The organism is Pseudomonas sp. H1_D04, assembly GCF_054683855.1.
Genome location: NZ_CP162826.1, coordinates 3,434,244 through 3,454,274 on the forward strand (window position 1 = coordinate 3,434,244; position 20,031 = coordinate 3,454,274).

Annotated in this window: 20 protein-coding genes, 1 tRNA gene and 2 pseudogenes; 20 read left to right on the forward strand and 3 right to left on the reverse strand. The window is 57.9% G+C overall.

The annotated features are described in order from the left end of the window. Positions 1–54 precede the first annotated feature (54 nt). The 20 genes and pseudogenes from AB4N82_RS15870 to AB4N82_RS15965 all read left to right on the forward strand — a co-directional run bounded on the left by AB4N82_RS15870 (position 55) and on the right by AB4N82_RS15965 (position 15,118). Positions 55–528 carry a Dps family protein gene (locus AB4N82_RS15870; RefSeq protein WP_003193874.1) on the forward strand — a complete coding sequence of 158 codons (474 nt, stop codon included), beginning with the start codon at positions 55–57 and terminating at the stop codon, positions 526–528. Positions 529–708: 180 nt separating this feature from the next. Next, positions 709–1,050 (forward strand): ribbon-helix-helix domain-containing protein, encoded by a 342-nt coding sequence (locus AB4N82_RS15875; protein WP_095185763.1) that lies wholly within the window; start codon positions 709–711, stop codon positions 1,048–1,050. 179 nt (positions 1,051–1,229) lie between these two features. Further along, complete coding sequence (locus tag AB4N82_RS15880) at positions 1,230–1,451, forward strand: FmdB family zinc ribbon protein (protein ID WP_010208103.1); 222 nt, start codon at positions 1,230–1,232, stop codon at positions 1,449–1,451. A gap of 107 nt (positions 1,452–1,558) precedes the next feature. Beyond that, a complete protein-coding gene (gene aspS / locus AB4N82_RS15885) occupies positions 1,559–3,334 on the forward strand; it encodes an aspartate--tRNA ligase (RefSeq protein WP_032890910.1) in 1,776 nt (591 codons plus the stop codon). Between the two features lie 135 nt (positions 3,335–3,469). Next, the gene (locus tag AB4N82_RS15890) at positions 3,470–4,216 is read left to right on the forward strand and encodes a YebC/PmpR family DNA-binding transcriptional regulator (protein ID WP_032890912.1); all 747 of its coding nucleotides are present in this window, start codon (positions 3,470–3,472) and stop codon (positions 4,214–4,216) included. Between the two features lie 157 nt (positions 4,217–4,373). Beyond that, positions 4,374–4,898: a crossover junction endodeoxyribonuclease RuvC gene (gene ruvC, locus AB4N82_RS15895; RefSeq protein ID WP_032890913.1), complete on the forward strand. Its 525-nt coding sequence runs from the start codon at positions 4,374–4,376 to the stop codon at positions 4,896–4,898. 68 nt (positions 4,899–4,966) lie between these two features. Further along, a complete protein-coding gene (gene ruvA, locus AB4N82_RS15900) occupies positions 4,967–5,578 on the forward strand; it encodes a Holliday junction branch migration protein RuvA (protein WP_071489393.1) in 612 nt (203 codons plus the stop codon). Next, entirely contained in the window at positions 5,579–6,637 is a 1,059-nt protein-coding gene (gene ruvB / locus AB4N82_RS15905; RefSeq protein WP_003175801.1) for a Holliday junction branch migration DNA helicase RuvB, read from the forward strand. A 139-nt stretch (positions 6,638–6,776) separates the two neighbouring features. Further along, positions 6,777–7,232 carry a tol-pal system-associated acyl-CoA thioesterase gene (gene ybgC, locus AB4N82_RS15910; RefSeq protein WP_032890914.1) on the forward strand — a complete coding sequence of 152 codons (456 nt, stop codon included), beginning with the start codon at positions 6,777–6,779 and terminating at the stop codon, positions 7,230–7,232. A 1-nt stretch (position 7,233) separates the two neighbouring features. Further along, positions 7,234–7,929 carry a protein TolQ gene (gene tolQ / locus AB4N82_RS15915; protein ID WP_032890916.1) on the forward strand — a complete coding sequence of 232 codons (696 nt, stop codon included), beginning with the start codon at positions 7,234–7,236 and terminating at the stop codon, positions 7,927–7,929. A gap of 23 nt (positions 7,930–7,952) precedes the next feature. Further along, a complete protein-coding gene (tolR, locus tag AB4N82_RS15920; protein ID WP_160384999.1) occupies positions 7,953–8,405 on the forward strand; it encodes a protein TolR in 453 nt (150 codons plus the stop codon). Next, positions 8,405–9,478: a cell envelope integrity protein TolA gene (gene tolA / locus AB4N82_RS15925; protein WP_032890917.1), complete on the forward strand. Its 1,074-nt coding sequence runs from the start codon at positions 8,405–8,407 to the stop codon at positions 9,476–9,478. The genes tolR and tolA overlap by 1 nt, the downstream gene beginning before the upstream one ends. 17 nt (positions 9,479–9,495) lie before the next feature. Beyond that, positions 9,496–10,776 (forward strand): Tol-Pal system beta propeller repeat protein TolB, encoded by a 1,281-nt coding sequence (gene tolB, locus AB4N82_RS15930; protein WP_032890919.1) that lies wholly within the window; start codon positions 9,496–9,498, stop codon positions 10,774–10,776. Positions 10,777–10,831: 55 nt separating this feature from the next. Continuing rightward, positions 10,832–11,332, forward strand: coding sequence for a peptidoglycan-associated lipoprotein Pal (gene pal, locus AB4N82_RS15935; RefSeq protein ID WP_003209827.1), 501 nt, complete (start codon positions 10,832–10,834; stop codon positions 11,330–11,332). Between the two features lie 6 nt (positions 11,333–11,338). Beyond that, a pseudogene (gene ybgF, locus AB4N82_RS15940) lies at positions 11,339–12,174 on the forward strand (tol-pal system protein YbgF). Between the two features lie 164 nt (positions 12,175–12,338). Then, the gene (gene queE / locus AB4N82_RS15945; RefSeq protein ID WP_095185762.1) at positions 12,339–12,986 is read left to right on the forward strand and encodes a 7-carboxy-7-deazaguanine synthase QueE; all 648 of its coding nucleotides are present in this window, start codon (positions 12,339–12,341) and stop codon (positions 12,984–12,986) included. A 1-nt stretch (position 12,987) separates the two neighbouring features. After that, positions 12,988–13,665, forward strand: a complete 678-nt coding sequence (gene queC, locus AB4N82_RS15950) for a 7-cyano-7-deazaguanine synthase QueC (protein WP_122763797.1) — start codon at positions 12,988–12,990, stop codon at positions 13,663–13,665. A 63-nt stretch (positions 13,666–13,728) separates the two neighbouring features. Next, a tRNA-Lys gene (locus AB4N82_RS15955) sits at positions 13,729–13,804 on the forward strand. A gap of 188 nt (positions 13,805–13,992) precedes the next feature. Continuing rightward, a complete protein-coding gene (locus AB4N82_RS15960; protein WP_032890927.1) occupies positions 13,993–14,571 on the forward strand; it encodes an NAD(P)H-dependent oxidoreductase in 579 nt (192 codons plus the stop codon). 163 nt (positions 14,572–14,734) lie between these two features. Further along, on the forward strand, positions 14,735–15,118 hold the full coding sequence (locus AB4N82_RS15965) for a MerR family transcriptional regulator (RefSeq protein ID WP_032890929.1): 384 nt from the start codon (positions 14,735–14,737) through the stop codon (positions 15,116–15,118). A 102-nt stretch (positions 15,119–15,220) separates the two neighbouring features. On the opposite strand, the pseudogene AB4N82_RS15970 reads toward AB4N82_RS15965, so the two are convergent. The 3 genes and pseudogenes from AB4N82_RS15970 to AB4N82_RS15980 form a co-directional block, all read right to left on the reverse strand. Then, a pseudogene (locus tag AB4N82_RS15970) lies at positions 15,221–17,831 on the reverse strand (efflux RND transporter permease subunit). 35 nt (positions 17,832–17,866) lie between these two features. Next, positions 17,867–18,697, reverse strand: coding sequence for an outer membrane lipoprotein-sorting protein (locus tag AB4N82_RS15975; RefSeq protein WP_032890933.1), 831 nt, complete (start codon positions 18,695–18,697; stop codon positions 17,867–17,869). A 49-nt stretch (positions 18,698–18,746) separates the two neighbouring features. Continuing rightward, positions 18,747–20,030, reverse strand: coding sequence for a DUF1302 family protein (locus AB4N82_RS15980; RefSeq protein WP_122763796.1), 1,284 nt, complete (start codon positions 20,028–20,030; stop codon positions 18,747–18,749). Position 20,031 lies beyond the last annotated feature (1 nt).

A 20,031-nucleotide genomic window follows, 5' to 3' on the forward strand; every position in this document is an offset into this window, starting at 1 on the left:
CTACAGTGGTCCTGCACCTGATCAATGAATGCTTGTCAATTGAAGGGGATAAACATGGCAATCGATATCGGTATCAGTGAAGAAGATCGTAAATCCATCGTCGATGGGCTTTCACGACTGCTTTCCGATACCTATGTACTGTACCTGAAGACCCACAACTTCCATTGGAACGTCACGGGCCCCATGTTTCGGACGCTGCACTTGATGTTCGAGGAGCAGTACAACGAGCTGGCGCTGGCGGTTGACTCTATTGCCGAGCGTATCCGTGCCCTGGGTTTTCCGGCGCCGGGCGCCTATTCGATCTATGCCCGTCTGTCTTCCATCAAGGAAGAAGAGGGCGTACCCAGCGCAGAAGAGATGATCAAGCAGTTGGTGGCGGGCCAGGAAGCTGTCACACGGACCGCGCGGGGTATTTTCCCGCTGCTTGATAAAGTCAGCGATGAGCCGACTGCAGACTTGTTGACTCAGCGTATGCAGGTTCACGAGAAAACCGCGTGGATGCTGCGCTCCCTGCTCGAAAATCAGTAGTCGTTGACCCGGAGTGGCGCCATCGCGGCGCCACTTGCTTGTTTCCATGCATTTCCTAGCGTTGTCCTACGCCTTTCAACGTCCCGTCTTCTGGCTGCCTGCCTCGTCCTGCTGTTTTATAGGGTCACTGCCCAATGGGAGGACCCGTGGGCTGCTGTTTGGCAATGGAGTGTCAGGTGTATGTCACGTGGAGTGGATATTGGAGTAATGGAAACCGGTGGTTTTCATAAGATAAACGTCGACCCCTTCGCCAAGGGGTTCGATATGGGGCTGGCCAAGCCAATGTCCCGATCGGTACGGCTCAATGGGTTTTCCACTTGTCTGCGGCTCGAGCAGATCTATTGGAACATCCTCACGGAAATAGCCAGGATCAATGCCTGCTCTGTCAGTGCGCTGCTGTCCTATGTCGATCGGGAAGTGCACTTGCGGTATGGAGGTGTGAAGAACTTCAGTGGCTTGGTCAGGGTTGTGTGCGTGGTTCATCTATTAAAAGGCCGTGTTGCCTCGCCAAACCCTGAGTGATCGGTCGGCTTTGGGGCCGGTCCGCCGTCGAAGTGGACCAGGCTCCGGGCAGAAAGCCGGCTGCGCTGCCTCGATTTACCAGATATAATCTCGCGCTTTGCTGCTGCCGGGGCTTTCTCCCTCTGCTCTACTCCAAGAGCGGGCGCGGCACAGTAACGATCGATCGCCGAGACATCGCCATGCCCATGTACGACTATCAATGTGCTTCCTGTGGACATCAGTTGGAAGCCATCCAGAAGATCAGCGCCGCGCCGTTGGTCGATTGCCCGGCCTGCCAGGCACCCGAGCTCAAGAAGATGTTGTCCATGCCAGGCTTCCGCCTGAGCGGCAGCGGCTGGTACGAGACCGATTTCAAGACCGGCTCGAAGAAGAATCTGGCCGGCGGCGACAAAGCAGACTGAGTTGAACTCCACGCGCAGGCTACTGCATTATCCGTCCCCTGCTTAACTGTGCGGTGACGAGGCAAGCCTCCACCGAATTTCGAATTACGAGAAGTGAAACCACGACCATGATGCGCAGCCACTATTGCGGCCAACTGAACGAGACCCTGGAAGGTCAGGAAATTACCCTTTGCGGATGGGTTCACCGTCGCCGCGACCACGGCGGGGTGATCTTCCTCGATATCCGTGATCGTGATGGTCTGGCCCAAGTGGTATTTGACCCGGACCGCGCCGAGAGCTTCGCCGCCGCTGACCGTGTGCGCAGCGAATATGTCGTGAAGATCACCGGCAAGGTTCGCCTGCGTCCGGCCGGTGCCGTGAACGCGAACATGGCGTCCGGTGCGATCGAAGTGCTGGGTTATGAGCTGGAAGTGCTGAACGAGTCGGAAACTCCGCCGTTTCCACTGAATGAATATTCCGACGTCGGCGAAGAAACCCGCCTGCGCTACCGCTTCCTCGACCTGCGTCGTCCGGAAATGGCCGAAAAGCTGCGTCTGCGTTCGCGCATGACCACCAGCATCCGCCGCTTCCTCGACGAAAACGGCTTCCTTGACGTAGAAACGCCGATCCTTACCCGGGCCACCCCGGAAGGCGCGCGTGACTACCTGGTGCCTAGCCGTACCCACGCCGGTTCGTTCTTCGCTCTGCCGCAATCGCCGCAGTTGTTCAAGCAACTGCTGATGGTGGCCGGCTTCGACCGTTACTACCAGATCGCCAAGTGCTTCCGCGACGAAGACCTGCGCGCCGACCGCCAGCCGGAATTCACCCAGATCGACATCGAGACCAGTTTCCTCGATGAAAAAGAGATCATGGGCCTGACCGAGCAGATGATCCGCAACCTGTTCAAGGAAGTGCTGGACCTGGAGTTCGGCGAATTCCCGCACATGACCTTCGAAGAAGCCATGCGCCGCTACGGCTCCGACAAGCCAGACTTGCGTAACCCGTTGGAACTGGTGGACGTTGCCGACCAACTGAAAGAAGTTGATTTCAAAGTTTTCAGCGGCCCGGCCAACGACCCTAAATGCCGCATCGCGGCCCTGCGCGTGCCTGGCGGCGCGAGCATGCCGCGCAAGCAGATCGACGACTACACCAAGTTTGTCGGCATCTACGGTGCCAAGGGCCTGGCGTACATCAAGGTCAACGAGCGCGCCAACGGTGTTGACGGTCTGCAATCGCCGATCGTGAAAAACATTCCGCTGGACAACCTCAACGCGATTCTGGATCGCGTTGGCGCGGTCGACGGCGACATCGTGTTCTTCGGTGCAGACAAAGCCAAGATCGTCAGCGAAGCCTTGGGCGCGCTGCGCATCAAGCTGGGCCACGACCTGGACCTGCTGACCTGCAAGTGGGCACCGATGTGGGTTGTCGACTTCCCAATGTTCGAAGAGAACGACGACGGCAGCTTCAGCGCCTTGCACCATCCGTTCACCGCGCCGAAGTGCTCGCCTGAGGAATTGGAAGCCAACCCGGCTGGCGCACTGTCCCGTGCCTACGACATGGTGCTCAACGGCACCGAACTGGGTGGCGGTTCGATCCGTATCCATCGCAAAGAGATGCAACAAGCGGTATTCCGCCTGTTGGGCATCAACGAAGCGGAGCAGGAAGAGAAGTTCGGCTTCCTTCTCGACGCCCTGAAGTACGGCGCGCCGCCTCACGGTGGCCTGGCGTTCGGTCTCGACCGTCTGGTGATGCTGATGACCGGTGCCCAGTCGATCCGTGAAGTGATCGCCTTCCCGAAAACCCAGAGTGCTGCGGACGTCATGACCCAGGCTCCGGGTGTGGTGGATGCCAAGGCGTTGCGCGAACTGCACATCCGTCTGCGCGAGACGCCAAAGGCTGAGTAAGGCTGCTGCGTGAAAGCGCTATAGGGTTTTACGCAGTCAAAAAGGCGCATCTTCGGATGCGCCTTTGCGTTAAAGAGCTGTATCCCGCCTGGGGCGGGGTTGATCAAGGTTTCTAGAGAATTTCGGAGTTGTGTTATGGCTGGCCATTCCAAGTGGGCGAACATCAAGCACCGCAAAGAGCGTCAGGATGCCAAGAAAGGCAAGATTTTCACCAAGTGGATTCGCGAGCTGACCGTCGCTGCCCGTCAAGGCGGTGGTGATCCGGGCTCCAACCCGCGTCTGCGCCTGGCACTGGACAAAGCGCTCGGCGCCAACATGAGCCGCGACATTATCGACCGCGCTGTGGCCCGTGGTGCCGGCGCTGCCGATACCGACGACATGGTTGAGCTGACCTACGAAGGCTATGGCCCAGGCGGCGTGGCGGTGATGGTCGAGTGCATGACCGATAACCGCAACCGCACTGCCGCAGCTGTGCGTCACGCATTCAGCAAGTGTGGCGGCAACCTCGGGACTGACGGTTCGGTGGCCTATCTGTTCGAGCGCAAGGGCCAGATTTCCTTTGCGCCTGGCACGGATGAAGATGCGCTGATGGAAGCCGCGATGGAAGCGGATGCCGACGACGTGGTGACCAACGAAGACGGTTCCATCGATGTATTCACCTCGTTTGCCAGCTTCTATGCCGTGCGCAACGCCCTAGAAGCTGCTGGTTTCAAAGGCACCGACGCGGAAATCGTGATGCTGCCGACCACCAGCGCCGAGTTGGACTTGGATGGCGCGCAGAAGGTGCTGAAGCTGCTGGATATGCTGGAAGACCTGGATGATGTGCAAAACGTGTATTCCAACGCCGATATTCCGGAATCCGTGGCCGAACAGCTAGGCTGAGGAATGACGTAGATCCAAATGTGGGAGGGGGCTTGCTCCCGATGGCGGTCGTCCAGTTAGACATAAGCTGACTGACACACTGCTATCGGGAGCAAGCCCCCTCCCACATTGGAACTACGGTGTATCAAAAAATGTGTTTATCCAACCTGCAGGCGTTATGACTTTAATCCTAGGTATCGACCCCGGTTCGCGCATCACCGGCTTTGGTGTGGTGCAACACACCCCGCGCGGCTGCGTCTATGTCGCCTCGGGCTGCATCCGCACCGGCGCGGGCGAGTTAGCCGAGCGCCTGCAGATTGTTTATCGCGGCGTGCGCGAAGTGATCCAGACCTACGGGCCGGTGACCATGGGCATCGAAAAGGTATTCATGGCAAAAAACGCTGACTCGGCGTTGAAGCTCGGCCAGGCCCGTGGCGCTGCCATCGTCGCCGGCGCCGAAGAGAGCCTGGAAATCGCGGAATACACTGCTACTCAGGTCAAGCAGGCCGTGGTCGGCACCGGCGCCGCTAATAAAGAGCAGGTTCAGATGATGGTCATGCACATGCTCAAGCTCACCTCAAAACCGCAGATTGATGCCTCTGACGCCCTGGCTATTGCCATTTGCCATGCACACACTCGTTCCAGCCTGCTGCCCCACGGGTTGGGCACAGCACGCAGTCGTGGCGGGCGGCTGCGTCTCTGATAGCATCAGCGCAATCGAAATTTGCGGTCAGGCCTCGATCTGACCCCCACGCTTTAAGGATTTGAACCGTGATTGGACGCTTGCGCGGCACCCTGGCTGAGAAACAGCCGCCGCATCTGATTCTGGATGTAAACGGGTTGGGGTATGAACTCGAAGTGCCCATGACCACACTCTATCGCCTACCGTCGGTCGGTGAGCCGATAACGCTGCACACCCATTTGGTGGTGCGCGAAGACGCGCAATTACTCTATGGTTTCATCGGCAAGCGTGACCGAGACTTTTTTCGCGAACTGATTCGCCTCAATGGCGTAGGGCCGAAACTGGCGCTGGCCTTGATGTCGAGCCTGGAAGTAGACGAGTTGGTGCGTGCCGTTTCGGCCCAGGACACCTCGGCTTTGACCAAGGTACCGGGTGTGGGCAAGAAAACCGCCGAGCGCCTGTTGGTCGAGCTCAAAGACCGCTTCAAGGCCTGGGAGGTTGTGCCGAGCATGTTCGCCCTGGTGCCGAACCAACCGGATATGCCGGCGAGCCAAGTAGCGAGCGCCGAAAGCGATGCGGTCAGCGCGCTTATCTCTCTGGGCTATAAGCCGCAGGAGGCAAGCAAGGCGGTGTCGGCTATTAAAGACAAGAACCTGAGCAGCGAAGACATGATCCGCCGAGCCCTGAAGGGAATGATTTAAGTGATTGAAGCTGATCGTCTGATTGCGGCCACTGGCCCGCGCGACCGTGAAGAAGTTCAGGACCGGGCCATCCGCCCCCTGAGCCTGGCCGACTACATCGGCCAGCCCACCGTGCGTGAGCAAATGGAGTTGTTTATCCAGGCCGCGCGCGGGCGCAGTGAATCCCTGGATCACACATTGATTTTCGGTCCACCGGGGCTGGGTAAAACCACCCTGGCCAATATCATTGCGCAGGAAATGGGGGTGTCGATCAAATCCACCTCCGGCCCGGTGTTGGAGCGTCCGGGTGATCTTGCGGCGCTGCTCACCAACCTTGAACCTCACGACGTACTGTTTATCGACGAGATTCACCGGTTGTCGCCCATCGTTGAGGAAGTGCTGTACCCGGCGATGGAGGACTTTCAGCTCGACATCATGATCGGCGAAGGTCCGGCGGCGCGCTCGATCAAGCTCGACCTGCCACCGTTCACCCTGGTGGGGGCGACGACTCGTGCGGGCATGCTCACCAACCCATTGCGAGACCGTTTCGGCATTGTTCAACGTCTTGAGTTCTATAGCACGGCGGATCTGGCGACCATCGTCAGCCGTTCGGCGAGCATACTTGGCTTGCCCCTGGACCCGGAAGGCGCGTTTGAGATTGCGCGTCGTGCACGTGGCACGCCACGGATCGCCAACCGATTGCTGCGTCGTGTGCGCGATTTTGCTGAAGTGCGGGCCAAGGGGCATATCACCAAGGCAGTGGCTGACTTGGCGCTGAACTTGCTGGACGTGGACGAGCATGGTTTCGATCACCAGGATCGACGTCTACTCTTGACCATGATCGAGAAATTCGACGGCGGCCCGGTGGGCGTTGACAGCCTGGCTGCGGCCATCAGTGAAGAGCGGCACACCATTGAGGATGTTCTTGAGCCGTACCTGATTCAGCAGGGCTACATCATGCGTACGCCAAGGGGGCGGGTGGTGACGCGTCACGCTTATCTGCACTTTGGGTTAAACATTCCGTCACGATTGGGTGAGATGCCCGTGGTAGACGAATTCCTCGATGCAGTGGACGATTAAAAGCTTGATGGGAGTCGATTTATTCGATGTTTGTGCTGTCCCAGTGTCTGGCGTCGTCATTCAGTCACTGCAAATGTTTCAAAGAATGAAAAAACAGTTGCCCAGCCGGATTGGCAACCTCAGGAGTAAGCACTAGAGTATGCGCGCGCAAAACGGGGATCAGTCGTTCGCACATCGCTGTCGCGTTTATTACGAGGACACCGATGCCGGCGGCATCGTTTATTACGTCAATTACCTCAAGTTCATGGAGCGGGCTCGAACCGAGCGGCTACGGGAGCTGGGCTTTGCCCAATCCCAGCTGGCAGGGGAGGACCTGTTATTCGTCGTGCACTCCAGCGAGGCGCGTTACCACGCGCCGGCGCGACTGGACGACGAGCTTCTGGTTAGCGCTGAAGTAATCGAATTGAACCGTGCCAGCCTGCGTTTCAAGCAGCAGGTCAGGCGGGCAACGGATGCAACGCTGCTCTGTGAGGGGCAGTTCCTGGTGGCGTGTGTACGCACCAACAGTTTGAAACCTCGGGCCATTCCCGAAACTCTACGTGCGGCCTTTGCCGCCGTGAGCGGCGCGGGTAAACAATCAAAGCAGGAGATTTAGCGTGGAACCTACCGTCGTCGACCATTCCTCCATGTGGAGCCTGGTCAGCAATGCCAGTGTTGTGGTTCAACTGGTGATGCTGATCCTGGTAGCCGCATCGGTTACCTCTTGGGTCATGATTTTTCAGCGCAGCAACCTGCTGCGTGCCGGTCGACGTGCCCTGGAGAGCTTTGAAGAGCGCTTCTGGTCGGGTATCGACCTGTCCAAGCTCTACCGCCAGGCCGGCAGCAACCCGGACCCGGATTCGGGTGTGGAGCAAATCTTCCGTGCCGGCTTCAAGGAATTCTCGCGTCTGCGTCAGCAGCCGGGTGTTGATCCGGAAGCAGTGATGGAAGGTGTGGCTCGTGCCATGCGCGTCGCCATCTCCCGTGAAGAAGAGAAGCTGGAGCAGAGCCTGCCGTTTCTCGCCACCGTTGGTTCCGTCAGCCCGTACATCGGCCTGTTCGGTACCGTGTGGGGGATCATGAACTCCTTCCGAGGTCTGGCCCAGGCCCAGCAAGCTACCCTGGCCACAGTGGCCCCAGGTATCGCCGAAGCTCTGATCGCTACCGCGATCGGCCTGTTCGCCGCTATCCCCGCTGTTATCGCCTACAACCGTTTTGCCGCGCGCGGCGAGAACCTGATTGGCCGTTACTACACCTTCGCCGATGAATTCCAGGCGATCCTGCACCGTAAAGTGCACACCAGCGAAGAATAAGCAGGTACTCCCCGATGGCTTTAATCACTCGAGCTCGAACCAAGCGCAAGCCGGTCGCCGAGATGAACGTAGTGCCTTACATCGACGTGATGCTGGTGCTGCTGGTGATCTTCATGGTGACCGCGCCGATGCTCAACCAGGGTGTGAAGGTTGATCTGCCCAAGGTTTCCAGCGAAGCCTTGCCTCAGGACAACAATACCCAGGTCTTGACCATCTCGATCAAGGCTGACAAGACCTATTACTGGAACCTTGGCAGCGAAGTCGACACCCAGAAGCAGCAGGACAAGGCTCTGACCCTGCCGGCGATGACTGATGCTGTGACCAAGATCATTCGCTCCGGCAACGAAGGCGGCAAGCACACCCAGGTCTTCATTCGCGGCGACAAGTCGGTCGACTACGGCTCCGTCATGGGCGCCATGGGCGGGCTGCAGAAGGCCGGCGTCGGTAACGTTGGCTTGATTACCGAGGCGCCCTGATGCAGCAACAGCGAGAGCCGTCCGCCTCGGAAAGCTACTTCTGGCCTAGCGTCTGGGCAATTGCCCTGCACGTCCTGGTGTTTGGCATGTTGTTCGTCAGCTTTGCCATGACCCCGGACTTGCCGCCAGCCAAGCCGATCGTGCAGGCGACCCTGTATCAGCTGAAATCGAAAAGTCAGGCCACCACCCAGACCAATCAGAAGATTGCGGGTGAGGCCCAGAAGTCGGCTGCGCGCCAGACTGAAGTCGAACAGATGGAACAGAAGAAGGTCGAGCAGGAAGCGGTGAAGGCTGCTGCGGAACAAAAGAAAGAAGAGGCGGCTCAAAAGGCCGAGGAATCGAAAAAGGCTGACGAAGCGAAGAAGGCCGACGAGGCGAAAAAGGCTGATGAAGCCAAGAAGTCCGAGAAAGCTGCCGAAGCTAAAAAGGCTGAAGAGAAACAATTGGCTGATATAGCCAAGAAGAAATCTGAAGAAGAAGCGAAAAAAGCTGCCGAAGAAGAGGCCAAGAAAAAGGCAGCTGAAGAGGCCAAGAAAAAGATAGTCGAAGACGCGAAGAAGAAAGCCGCCGAAGACGCCAAGAAAAAAGCTGAAGCAGACGAGGCGAAGAAGAAGATCGCCGACGACGCGAAGAAGAAAGCTGCCGCCGACGCCACCAAGAAAAAGGCCCAGGAAGCAGCGCGTAAATCCGCCGAAGAGAAAAAGGCCCAGGCCTTGGCAGATTTGCTCTCCGACACGCCGCAGCGTCAGCAAGCCTTGGCCGATGAGCGTGGTGATGAAGTCGCGGGCAGTTTCGACGACCTGATTCGGGCACGGGCAGCAGAAGGCTGGACACGTCCACCTTCGGCGCGCAAAGGCATGACAGTAGTGCTGCAGATCGGCATGTTGCCGGACGGTACGGTGACTTCGGTCAGCGTGGCCAAGTCCAGTGGTGATGGTTCGTTCGACAGTTCGGCGGTTGCCGCAGTCAAGAACATTGGCCGGTTGACCGAGATGCAGGGAATGAAACCAAGCGACTTCGCTCCCTATCGTTCATTCAAGATGACATTCACACCTGAGGATCTAGCCTTGTGAGAAACCTTCTTCGAGGAATGCTTGTCGTTATTTGCTGTATGGCAGGGATAGCGGCGGCGGATGAAAAGAACATCCTGGTAACCAGCGGTAGCGACCGGGCCACCCCGATCGCTGTTGTACCGTTCGGTTGGCAGGGCGGCAGTGTGCTGCCGGACGACATGGCCCAGATCGTCAGCGACGACCTGCGCAACTCCGGTTACTACGCGCCGATTCCGAAAGGCAACATGATCAGCCAGCCGAACCAGGCCAGCGAAGTCGTGTTCCGTGACTGGAAAGCCGTTGGCGCCCAGTACCTGATGGTCGGCAACATCGTGCCGGCCGGCGGTCGCCTGCAAATCCAATACACCTTGTTCAACGTGGCCACCGAGCAACAGGTCCTGACCGGCAGCGTTTCGGGCACCACCGAACAACTGCGGGACATGGCCCACTACATCTCGGACCAGTCGTTTGAAAAACTCACCGGTATCAAAGGGGCGTTCTCGACACGCCTGCTTTACGTAACGGCTGAGCGTTTCTCTGTAGATAACACCCGCTACACTCTGCAGCGCTCGGACTACGACGGCGCACGTGCCGTGACGTTGCTGCAATCGCGTGAGCCAATCCTGTCGCCGCGCTTTGCGCCGGACGGCAAGCGCATTGCCTACGTGTCGTTCGAACAGAAGCGTCCGCGCATTTTCGTCCAGCACATCGATACTGGTCGTCGTGAGCAGATCACCAACTTCGAAGGCCTCAACGGTGCGCCAGCCTGGTCGCCGGATGGTTCGCGCCTGGCATTCGTGCTGTCTAAAGACGGCAACCCGGATATCTACGTGATGAACATGGCTTCGCGCCAGATCAATCGTGTTACCAGTGGCCCGGGTATCAATACTGAACCGTTCTGGGGCAAGGATGGTTCGACCATCTATTTCACCTCTGACCGGGGCGGCAAGCCACAAATCTACAAATCGAGCATTAGTGGTGGCGGCGCGGAACGAGTGACCTTTATTGGTAACTACAACGCTAACCCTAAGCTTTCGGCTGATGAAAAGACGTTGGTGATGATTCACCGTCAGGATGGCTTCACTAATTTCCGGGTTGCGGCCCAGGATTTGCAGCGTGGAACCGTAAAAATCCTCACAGATACCAACCTTGATGAGTCAGCTACTGTTGCGCCCAACGGCACCATGGTAATCTACGCCACCCGCCAGCAGGGCCGGGGAGTCTTGATGCTCGTGTCCATTAATGGACGCGTGAGGCTCCCGCTTCCTACCGCTCAAGGCGAAGTCAGAGAACCGTCCTGGTCCCCTTACCTGAACTGACGCGGCGCTACAAAAAGAAGTACTTAACACACTGGGGTTCATTAGGAGTTTCACGATGGAAATGCTGAAGTTTGGTAAGTTTGCTGCTCTGGCTCTGGCTCTGTCCGTAGCCGTTGGTTGCTCGTCTAAAGGCGGCGACAATGCCGGTGAAGGCGCAGCTGTTGATCCAAACGCTGGTTACGGCGCTAACACTGGTGCAGTTGACGGCTCCCTGAGCGAAGAAGCTGCTCTGCGCGCTATCACCACTTTCTACTTCGAATACGACAGTTCGGACCTGAAACCAGAAGCCATGCGCGCTCTGGACGTTCACGCGAAGGACCTAAAAGCTAACGGCGCTCGCGTTGTTCTGGAAGGTAACACCGACGAACGTGGTACTCGTGAGTACAACATGGCACTGGGCGAGCGTCGTGCGAAAGCCGTTCAGCGCTACCTGGTACTGCAAGGTGTTGCTCCAGGCCAACTGGAACTGGTTTCCTACGGTAAAGAGCGTCCAGTTGCTACTGGCCACGACGAGCAGTCCTGGGCTCAAAACCGTCGCGTCGAACTGCGTAAGTAATTCGTCATGCGAACGTGCCGTCGTGCTCTAACTGTATTGGCTCTCAGCTTCGCACCGCTTGCGGTGTGGGCTGCGGTTCCTGTGGAAGATAGCAACTCTGGCTATAACAATAGCGGGAGCAGCTATCCGCCAGCAGGTTATGGCACGAACGGCGCCTATGCTGGGGGGCGGCTACGTCCGCCCCTTCGGCACAGGGCGAACTGTTCAACCAGCTGCAACGCATGCAGGATCAATTGGCGCAGCAACAAGGCACCATTGAAGTTCTGCAGAATGAAGTGCGTCAGCTGAAGCAAGAAGGCCTGGAGCGTTACCAGGATCTTGATCGACGCATAGGAGCCGGCGTTACACCTGCCGCTACTCCTGATAATTCTTCTGCCGGTGGCGCGCCAAGCGCCGCTGCCGGTGGTGCAGCAGTAGGGGCCGCGGCCGCGAGCCAAGCCCCTGCCGCCAGCAGTGAACCGGGTGATCCTGCGAAGGAAAAGCTGTATTACGATGCAGCCTTCGACCTGATCAAAGCCAAGGATTTCGATAAGGCCAGCCAGGCGTTTACCGCCTTCCTGCGCAAATACCCAAACAGCCAGTACGCGGGCAACGCCCAGTACTGGTTGGGCGAGGTGAACCTGGCAAAGGGTGATTTGCAGGGGGCGGGCCAGGCATTTGCCAAGGTGAGCCAGCTGTACCCCAAGCACGCCAAGGTGCCGGATTCGCTGTACAAACTCGCTGACGTAGAGCGCCGCCTGGGTCATACCGACAAGGTCAAAGGCATTCTGCAGCAGGTCGTTGCCCAATATCCGGGCACTTCTGCTGCACAGTTGGCTCAACGGGATCTGCAGCGCTTGTAAGCGATGCTGCCCGTTTAGAAGAAACCCGCGCCTGGCGCGGGTTTTTTCGTTAGAATCCACGCCCTTTTATGACACCCGCTTCCTGGGGCCTACGCGTTGGCGGGGTTCCTTGAAGTGCCTGACGGAGGCGGACAGCCTGTTTAGCTGTTACGCCCGTGGCGACTATGCAAGACACATTACGCATCACCGAAGTTTTTTACTCGTTACAGGGTGAAACACGCACCGCCGGCCTGCCCACAGTATTTGTGCGCCTGACCGGCTGCCCGTTACGTTGCCAATACTGTGACAGCGCCTATGCCTTCAGTGGCGGCACCGTTCGAACCCTTGAAGACATTTTGGAGCAGGTTGCCGGCTACCGGCCGCGTTACGTCTGTGTGACAGGCGGCGAGCCCCTGGCTCAGCCCAACGCCATTCCTTTGCTCAAGCAGTTGTGTGATGCCGGTTACGAAGTCTCCCTGGAAACCAGCGGTGCTTTGGATATCTCCGCGGTAGACCCGCGTGTGAGCCGAGTGCTAGACCTCAAAACCCCAGGCTCCAAGGAAGCGCACCGCAACCTTTACGAGAACATCGAACTGCTGACGCCCAACGATCAGGTCAAGTTTGTCATCTGTTCTCGTGAGGATTACGACTGGGCTAACTCCAAGTTGATCCAGTACGGCCTCGAACGCCGTGCCGGTGAAGTGCTGTTCTCCCCCAGCCACCATGACCTGAACGCACGCGATCTGGCCGACTGGGTGGTTGCCGATAACTTGCCCGTACGCCTGCAATTGCAGCTGCATAAATACCTGTGGAACGACGAGCCGGGGCGCTGAGATGACTGATCAAAAGCGCGCAGTCATTCTGCTGTCCGGTGGTCTCGACTCCGCCACATTGGTGGCCATGGTGCGAGCGCAAGGCTATAGCTGTTACACCATGAGCTTCGATTATGGCCAGCGTCACCGCGCCGAGTTGAACGCGGCTTCGCGTGTCGCCCGCGACCTCGGTGTGATCGAGCACAAGGTGGTTGGCCTGAATCTAGGCGGCATGGGGGGTTCGGCGTTGACCGACAACACCATCGACCTGCCAGAAGAACCCTCGGAAGGCATCCCGGTCACTTACGTACCGGCACGCAACACAGTGTTCCTGTCCCTGGCCCTTGGCTGGGCCGAAGTGCTTAACGCCCGCGACATCTTTATCGGCGTCAATGCGCTGGATTATTCCGGTTACCCGGACTGCCGTCCGGAGTTCGTCGAATCCTTCGAGCGCATGGCCAACCTGGCGACCAAGGCCGGCGTAGAAGGGCAGGGGTTTCGTATTCAGGCGCCGCTGCAAAACATGAGCAAGGCCGATATCGTGAAGGCTGGCGTAGGACTTGGCGTCGATTACGCGCTGACTGTTTCCTGCTATCAGGCAGACGAAGGCGGTAGTGCCTGTGGGAAATGTGACAGCTGCCGGCTGCGTGCAGAGGGCTTCAAAATGGCCGGAATTACGGACCCAACGCGTTATTTCTGATTTATTTCAAATAAGGTGTTGAATAATCCTTAGAAATCAGTATTATACGCGCCACCACACAGCGGGTCGTTAGCTCAGTTGGTAGAGCAGTTGGCTTTTAACCAATTGGTCGTAGGTTCGAATCCCACACGACCCACCATTTTTGGCGGTTTAGAAAATCCGGAAGGCCCACGTAAGTGAGGATTTCCGGGTTTTTTTGCCTGCGATTTGGAGCTTACCTGCCGGTGCGCAATGCACCCGGCTATACCAGCATTTGGCAAACCTCCCTGTTGACTCTCCCGTTACGGGCACACCCTATTCTGAACGCTCAACTTTCAGGATGAAGTGATGATGAGTAAGCGAGTTCTGGTGATTTTGGGGCATCCCTCAACCGACAGTTTCTGTGGAGCACTGACCGACACTTATGTGGAGGCGGCTACACGTGCGGGGCATGAGGTGCGTCTGTTACGGCTGGATGCGCTGCGCTTCGATCCCGTGCTGCACGATGGCTACAAGCAGGTTCAGCTCTTGGAGCCTGATCTGCTCAAGGCGCAGGCCGATATCACATGGGCTGAGCACCTGGCGTTTGTGTATCCCATCTGGTGGGGAGGGATTCCGGCCTTGATGAAAGGCTTTTTCGATCGGATATTCCTTCCCGGTTTCGCCTTCAAGTACCGCGAAGGCAAAGCCTTTCCCGACAAGCTCTTGAAGGGGCGCACCGCTCACCTGCTGGTCACGATGGATACCCCGCCGTGGTACTACAAATGGTTCTATCGCATGCCGGGGCTGCACCAGATGCGCAAGACCACGTTGGAGTTCTGCGGCATCAAACCGTTGAAGACCCTCACGTTCGGGCCGATCCTCGGTTCCGGCGATTCCCAGCGGCAAGCTTGGCTCAAGCAAGCTCAGGAGATCGCTGCTCGTTGACACACCGCTGTACAGCATCGCCTTGCAACAGGCGATGCCTGCTTCATCTCTGCCACTGCATAGCCTTTTGACACTGTCGGGTTTCAGACGCCGCACACATGTGTGAAGATGCGGCGCGCCAAAGTGCGCACCCCCCGTCTGTGCCATAAAAAAGGACTTTTACATGTATATCGGCAAAGCAGCCCAGCTGTCGGGCACGACAGTCAAGACCATCCGCCACTATGAAGACATTGGTTTGCTGCCACCGCCTGCGCGCGAAGGTAAGTACCGGGTCTATAGCCAGCAAAGCGTTGAACTGCTGACGTTCATCAAATGCGCGCAGCAGCTTGGCTTCAAACTCAAGGAAATGCAGGCGATCCTTCAGGATCACCGCGGCCAGGAGCTGCCGTGGGATTTGGCCAACCAGGCCATTGCGGATAAAAAGCTGGAACTGAAGACTCAGATCGAAGGGTTGCAAAGCATCTACGACGGCCTTGAACAGTTCGAAAGCAGCCTCAAGGACGCCCAGTACCAATGCCAGTTTGAACATCTGTCCAAAACGGCCTGAACGAACGTGCTGCACAATCTCATGAAGCGGTGTGTGCGCTTCGCAAACGCCGGCAATCCGTGGGTGCTCAATGGATATGGCCGGCGGCGTCCTCTTCAGCGTCTATCCCAAAGCGCCCTGGCGTTCTGGGTGTTCGCGTTCATCTCCCCGTTGCTCGGGCACAATGGCTGCGAAGAACCACGGAGATATCAGCGTTACTAACAAAATGGTCATCACACCGCTGGAGAACAGAGCCAGCGCGACCAGCGTGCCCAAGTCAATGACCGGCTTGTAGGCGGAAAACAGCAGGGCCAGGAAACCTACGGAGAAAATCACCACGTTGACCACCGTCGAACGCCCGACACTGTGCATCGCCGTCAAAATCGCCTCGTCCACGTGGATACCTTCCTGGACCAGCAACTTGATACGCGACAGCAGGTGCACCGCGTAATCCACCACGCCCACTACAAGGAACGTTACCAGTGTCGTGCCAATGTTCAGCTCAATGTTCAGCAGGTACATAAAGCCGTACACCGTCACCGAGGTGGTCAGCAGCGTCAGCATGCCCAGAATCCCCAGCCGGACGGATTTCAACCAGAACATCATCATCAGCGTGACCACCAGCAGCGCGAGCGAGAAGCTCAGGACTTGGCCCTGGGTGATCTCCGCCAGGATGCCGGTCCAGATTTTCGGCGTACCGGCATGGGTAACCTGCAGGTTGGCCGGCTTGTTCACCAACAGCCAGGCGTCCAGGCGATCAAGCATGTCTTTGTAGTCGCTGGCCACCGAAGAGGTCATGGTGTAGAGCGTCAAGGCCTTGGAGTAGTCGGCATTGAGCACGTTCTGCAAGTCTGAGCCGCCGCCGTTCTCGAACATCATGATGTGTTGCTCGATCAGCGAGTTTCCGTCGACTTCAAAGGTTTCCGCCTGCCCCTCATCGTTGACTGACGTCACCTGCTCCACGGCCTGCGGTACTCGCAGGTATTCGGGGTTCATGTCATTGAGCACAAGGTTCATGCGCTTGACGTAGGCCGCCACCGAATAGGTATAGCTGACGTTGGGCTGGGACTTGAGAAAGTGGTCGAGTTTGTCGAGGAACTGCACGGTCTCAGTGGTCAGCGCGCCACGCGGAGTCTTGGTATCGAACGCAATCCAGCCAGGGGAAGTGCCCGCGATCCGTGAGCGGTTGATGAACTCATCGGAAACACGCACCGGGCTGTCTTTCTTGAAGTAAGCGATGCCCGAGTCTTCGATATCGACCATGAAGGTAAACACCGTCATCAGCGCCAACATCGGCAAGCTGACCAACAGCACCGGTTTTCGCCAGCGGATCAGGCGGGCACAAAAAGCCACCAGGTAGCGCGAGATAATCGACTCTTTGTGTACGGTTTTACGCAACGGCTGGTCTTTACCCCAGATGGAAATCCACGCCGGAATCAACAGCAGCGAGATGATCAGCGCGGCCGTCAGCCCGATGGACATGAATACCCCGAAATTGCGGATGCTGACGATGTTGTTGGTGGTGGAGATCATGAACGTGGCGATGGTGGTCACGGTGGTCAACACGACCGGGACCACCATGCGGCGCATAGTCTCGCGGTTGGCCTCGCGGTACGTCTTGCCCGCATTGAGTTGCTCATAGTACTCAGCCATCACGTGTATCGCGTCGGCACAGCAGATCGTGAACAAAAATACCGGCAGCACACTGGTAAGCAGGTCGATGGGCACCTTCAACAATGCCATCAGCCCCAGCGTCCAGATCGTGCAGAAGAGGATATTGAACAGCGGCAGGAACACGCCCAAGGGCTTGCGGAAAAAGAACACCAGCATGGAGGTCACGAGCAGGAACACGATCGGAAACAGCAGCGCCAGGTCGTGATCGATGATCTCTTGTTGGGCGGCGATGAAGATCGGGGTTCCGGCGATGAACACTTCATCGGTGAACTGCGGATGTTTGCTCTGGTAGTCAGCGACGATCTGGCGAACCTGTTGGTAAGCCCGCAGTTGCGCCTGAGCATCGTCTTGCTTGGTGCCTAACTCGGCCACCACCACCGCGACTTTCCTGTCAGGGGAAACCACTCCACCGACCATTTGCTCATTGCCCATGATCTGGGCTTCAACGAGTTGCGGGTCCATGTCCAAGGCGTGCAGTGTCTTGTGAATCCACAGTTCGCCGTCGGCGCTCAGGCTGATGTTTTCCAGGTCGGCCATCGAGGCCATTTCCTGGATCGGATTGATCCGTTCTGCCAGGAAGGCTAGAAACTGCTGATCGCGTTCCTCCCAGCCCTGGCTGCGGGCGTGATCGCGCAGGGCCTTGGCTTGGGCGTAATCGTTCTGGCTGAACCCATCGCCGAGGATATCGCTGGCCAACAGTTGGGCGCGACTGTCGCTTTCGTGTTTGCCGACAATGCGGCGCAACTCGACCTCATCGTCGGCATTGGCCAGCATCAGCCGGCGAAGGGCCTGGGAGATTTCGAACTGGGCGTTAAGCGACTGAGTGTTAAACACACTGTGCGCATTACTCTGGGCCACCATGACCGAGTCATAGGTGCCGGTGAACTCGTGTTGCAGTTCAATAATGGTTTTTCGCGCTGGATGGCTTTCCTTGAGCAAATAGGGATTGGTGTCCGACATCAGCGAGCCGAGGGCATAGGTGAAGTAGGCCGTGATCGCCACCAGCACAAATACAATCGTGCGCGCATAGCGCTCAACGAAGTTCAGGGTATCGTTCCATAGTTCAATCGGTTCCACGAAAGGCAGGCGCAGTATTCAGCGAGCGGAGACGGCAAATTCAGGCAGGTCGCCAGTTTTGAGGCCGCGTTTGATCGCGGTCTGGTTGAACAGCCAGTCGTCCAGTTCGACGTTGTACTGCAACTGGTTGAACTTCAGTTGGGAGCGCGTGCCGGCGATGAAGTCTTCGGTTTCGCTGAGGGTGATGCTGTCGATCTGATCGACTGTCTCGACTTTCAGCGTCCGCATCTGCTTGAACATCACGCCTTTGACGTCGAAGAAATCCTGACGCATGACCAGCCTGTTCTGCTTGTCGATCCAGACCTTGAGTTGGTTGTAGCCGGTTTTGGCCAGGATCTGCGCAGACACCGGCGTGCGCTCGATGACGTAGCATTCACGCCCGTTGATGGTCTCTTCGCCTACCAGTGTCTGGCTGTAGTCGTCGGCCCGGATCTTGTCCAAATCCGCGTAGGAGTAATCACTGCCCATGAATGCGCCACGCTTGTCGGTGGTCGAGATCCGGCGGGTTTGCCGGCTGACCGGCAGGTACATCCATTGGCTGTCCTCGGCACTCAGGGCTTCGTGGGGGTTTTCGATGTGGAAGGCGACGTTGCGGACATCGTTGGGGGCCGAGAAGTACATGGTGAACTTGTCACTGTCCGGGTAATCCTTTTGCAGGTAGCTGAACTCGCGCACCCGGCTGTTGCCTTGCTTGTCCAGCAGGATCAGCGAAACCTGCGACATGAAGCTCTTGCCGTCATTGCGGTCACGGGCCTGACGAATGATTTCGTCGGCGTTCGGGGCGGCCAGTGCCCCCATGCTGGTGAGCATCAGGAGGCTGGCGGTCAGGACCTTGAGGGGCGGCAACATAGAAATTTCCTTTTCTTGAAGTGGTTTTTTATTGAGGTCGGAACGGGGCTCAGAACAGATAACCCGCCGACACACGCAGTTGGTCGCGCTGGCTGTATTGGCCAAACGTGCGGTCTTCTTTGCCAAAAAACACATCCACCTCCAGCCCCAGCTTCAGCCAGTCCACGGGGGTGTACGTGAAGATGCCTTGCAGCAAGGCGTCGTCCTTGGCGGGAGGGGACATCGCCAGTACCAGGCGGGATTTGAGGCGGTCACGCAGGTGGGTGCCTTCGGCGGACAGCGTGAACAGCGGCTCGCGTTTGTCCTGCACCATGCCCTGCTGCCAGTCGAGCAATTGCTGCTCCTGCCATTGCACGGAGATCAGCCAGTTGCGCAGCAGGTAGTCCACGCCCAGCAAGGACTTGACCATCGGGCTCTGGCTGCTGCCGTGGTTACGGTACGGATTGGTGACGTGCCAGCGGTCGAAGTAGGCCACCTCACTGCGCACCACGATGCTGTGGCCGGCGTCGATCGCCAGGCCGGCACCGCCCATGCTGTAGCGGGGGAACTGGCGCTCCAGAACCACGCGCTGATCGTCAGCGATACCTTCGACGGCATACACCGGGTCTTGCTGGCGGGCGTTGAGGGCGACAAAGCTGGCGTCCACCGAACCGATCCTGCCGTTGGCGCTCATGCCATAGGAGAACCCCTTGTGCCCGCTGTAGTCCGGCTTTGAACCGACCAGGAACAGGTTCGGGTCCGGTACTGCGAACAACGGAGCGTCGAATTCGCTGCCTTGGGCCGGCGCCTGGTTTTTCAGGAAGTCGGTTATCCACAAGGCTTCTACTTCCCACTCGCCCACGGGTTGGGTCAAACGCACCATTGGCACCGCGATGCGGCTGTCTTCAAGCAAGGCCGTCACGCCTTCGCGGTAATCGATAGGGTTGACCTGGTCCAACACCCGCAACTCATCGGCGCGGCCCCAGACGACTTGCTGCCAACCCACGGTGACCTCACCGTCACCCAGGTAATGGCCCCAATACAGATGCCGCCAGTCGGCACTGAAACGGTAGTCATCCCGTGCCTCCTGGCTATAAGGGTTATGCCCGTCATAGCGCGCGTCGTAGCGTACCCGGCCTTTGGCCTTGTAGTAGCCGCTGTCCCAGTTGTCTTCCAGGTTGGCCTTGAAATACACCGCTTTCTGCGTGACCGGATCATCCCCGTGCAAGCGCAGGGCACTGGCCAATCCCACTTCCGCGTCGGCATGGGTCGGCAGCAGGTCCGCACCCGCCAGGCGTGGCGCCAGCGATATCAGGCCAAGCAACAGGCTGCGTGTGAGCAATGCTGTGTTCATG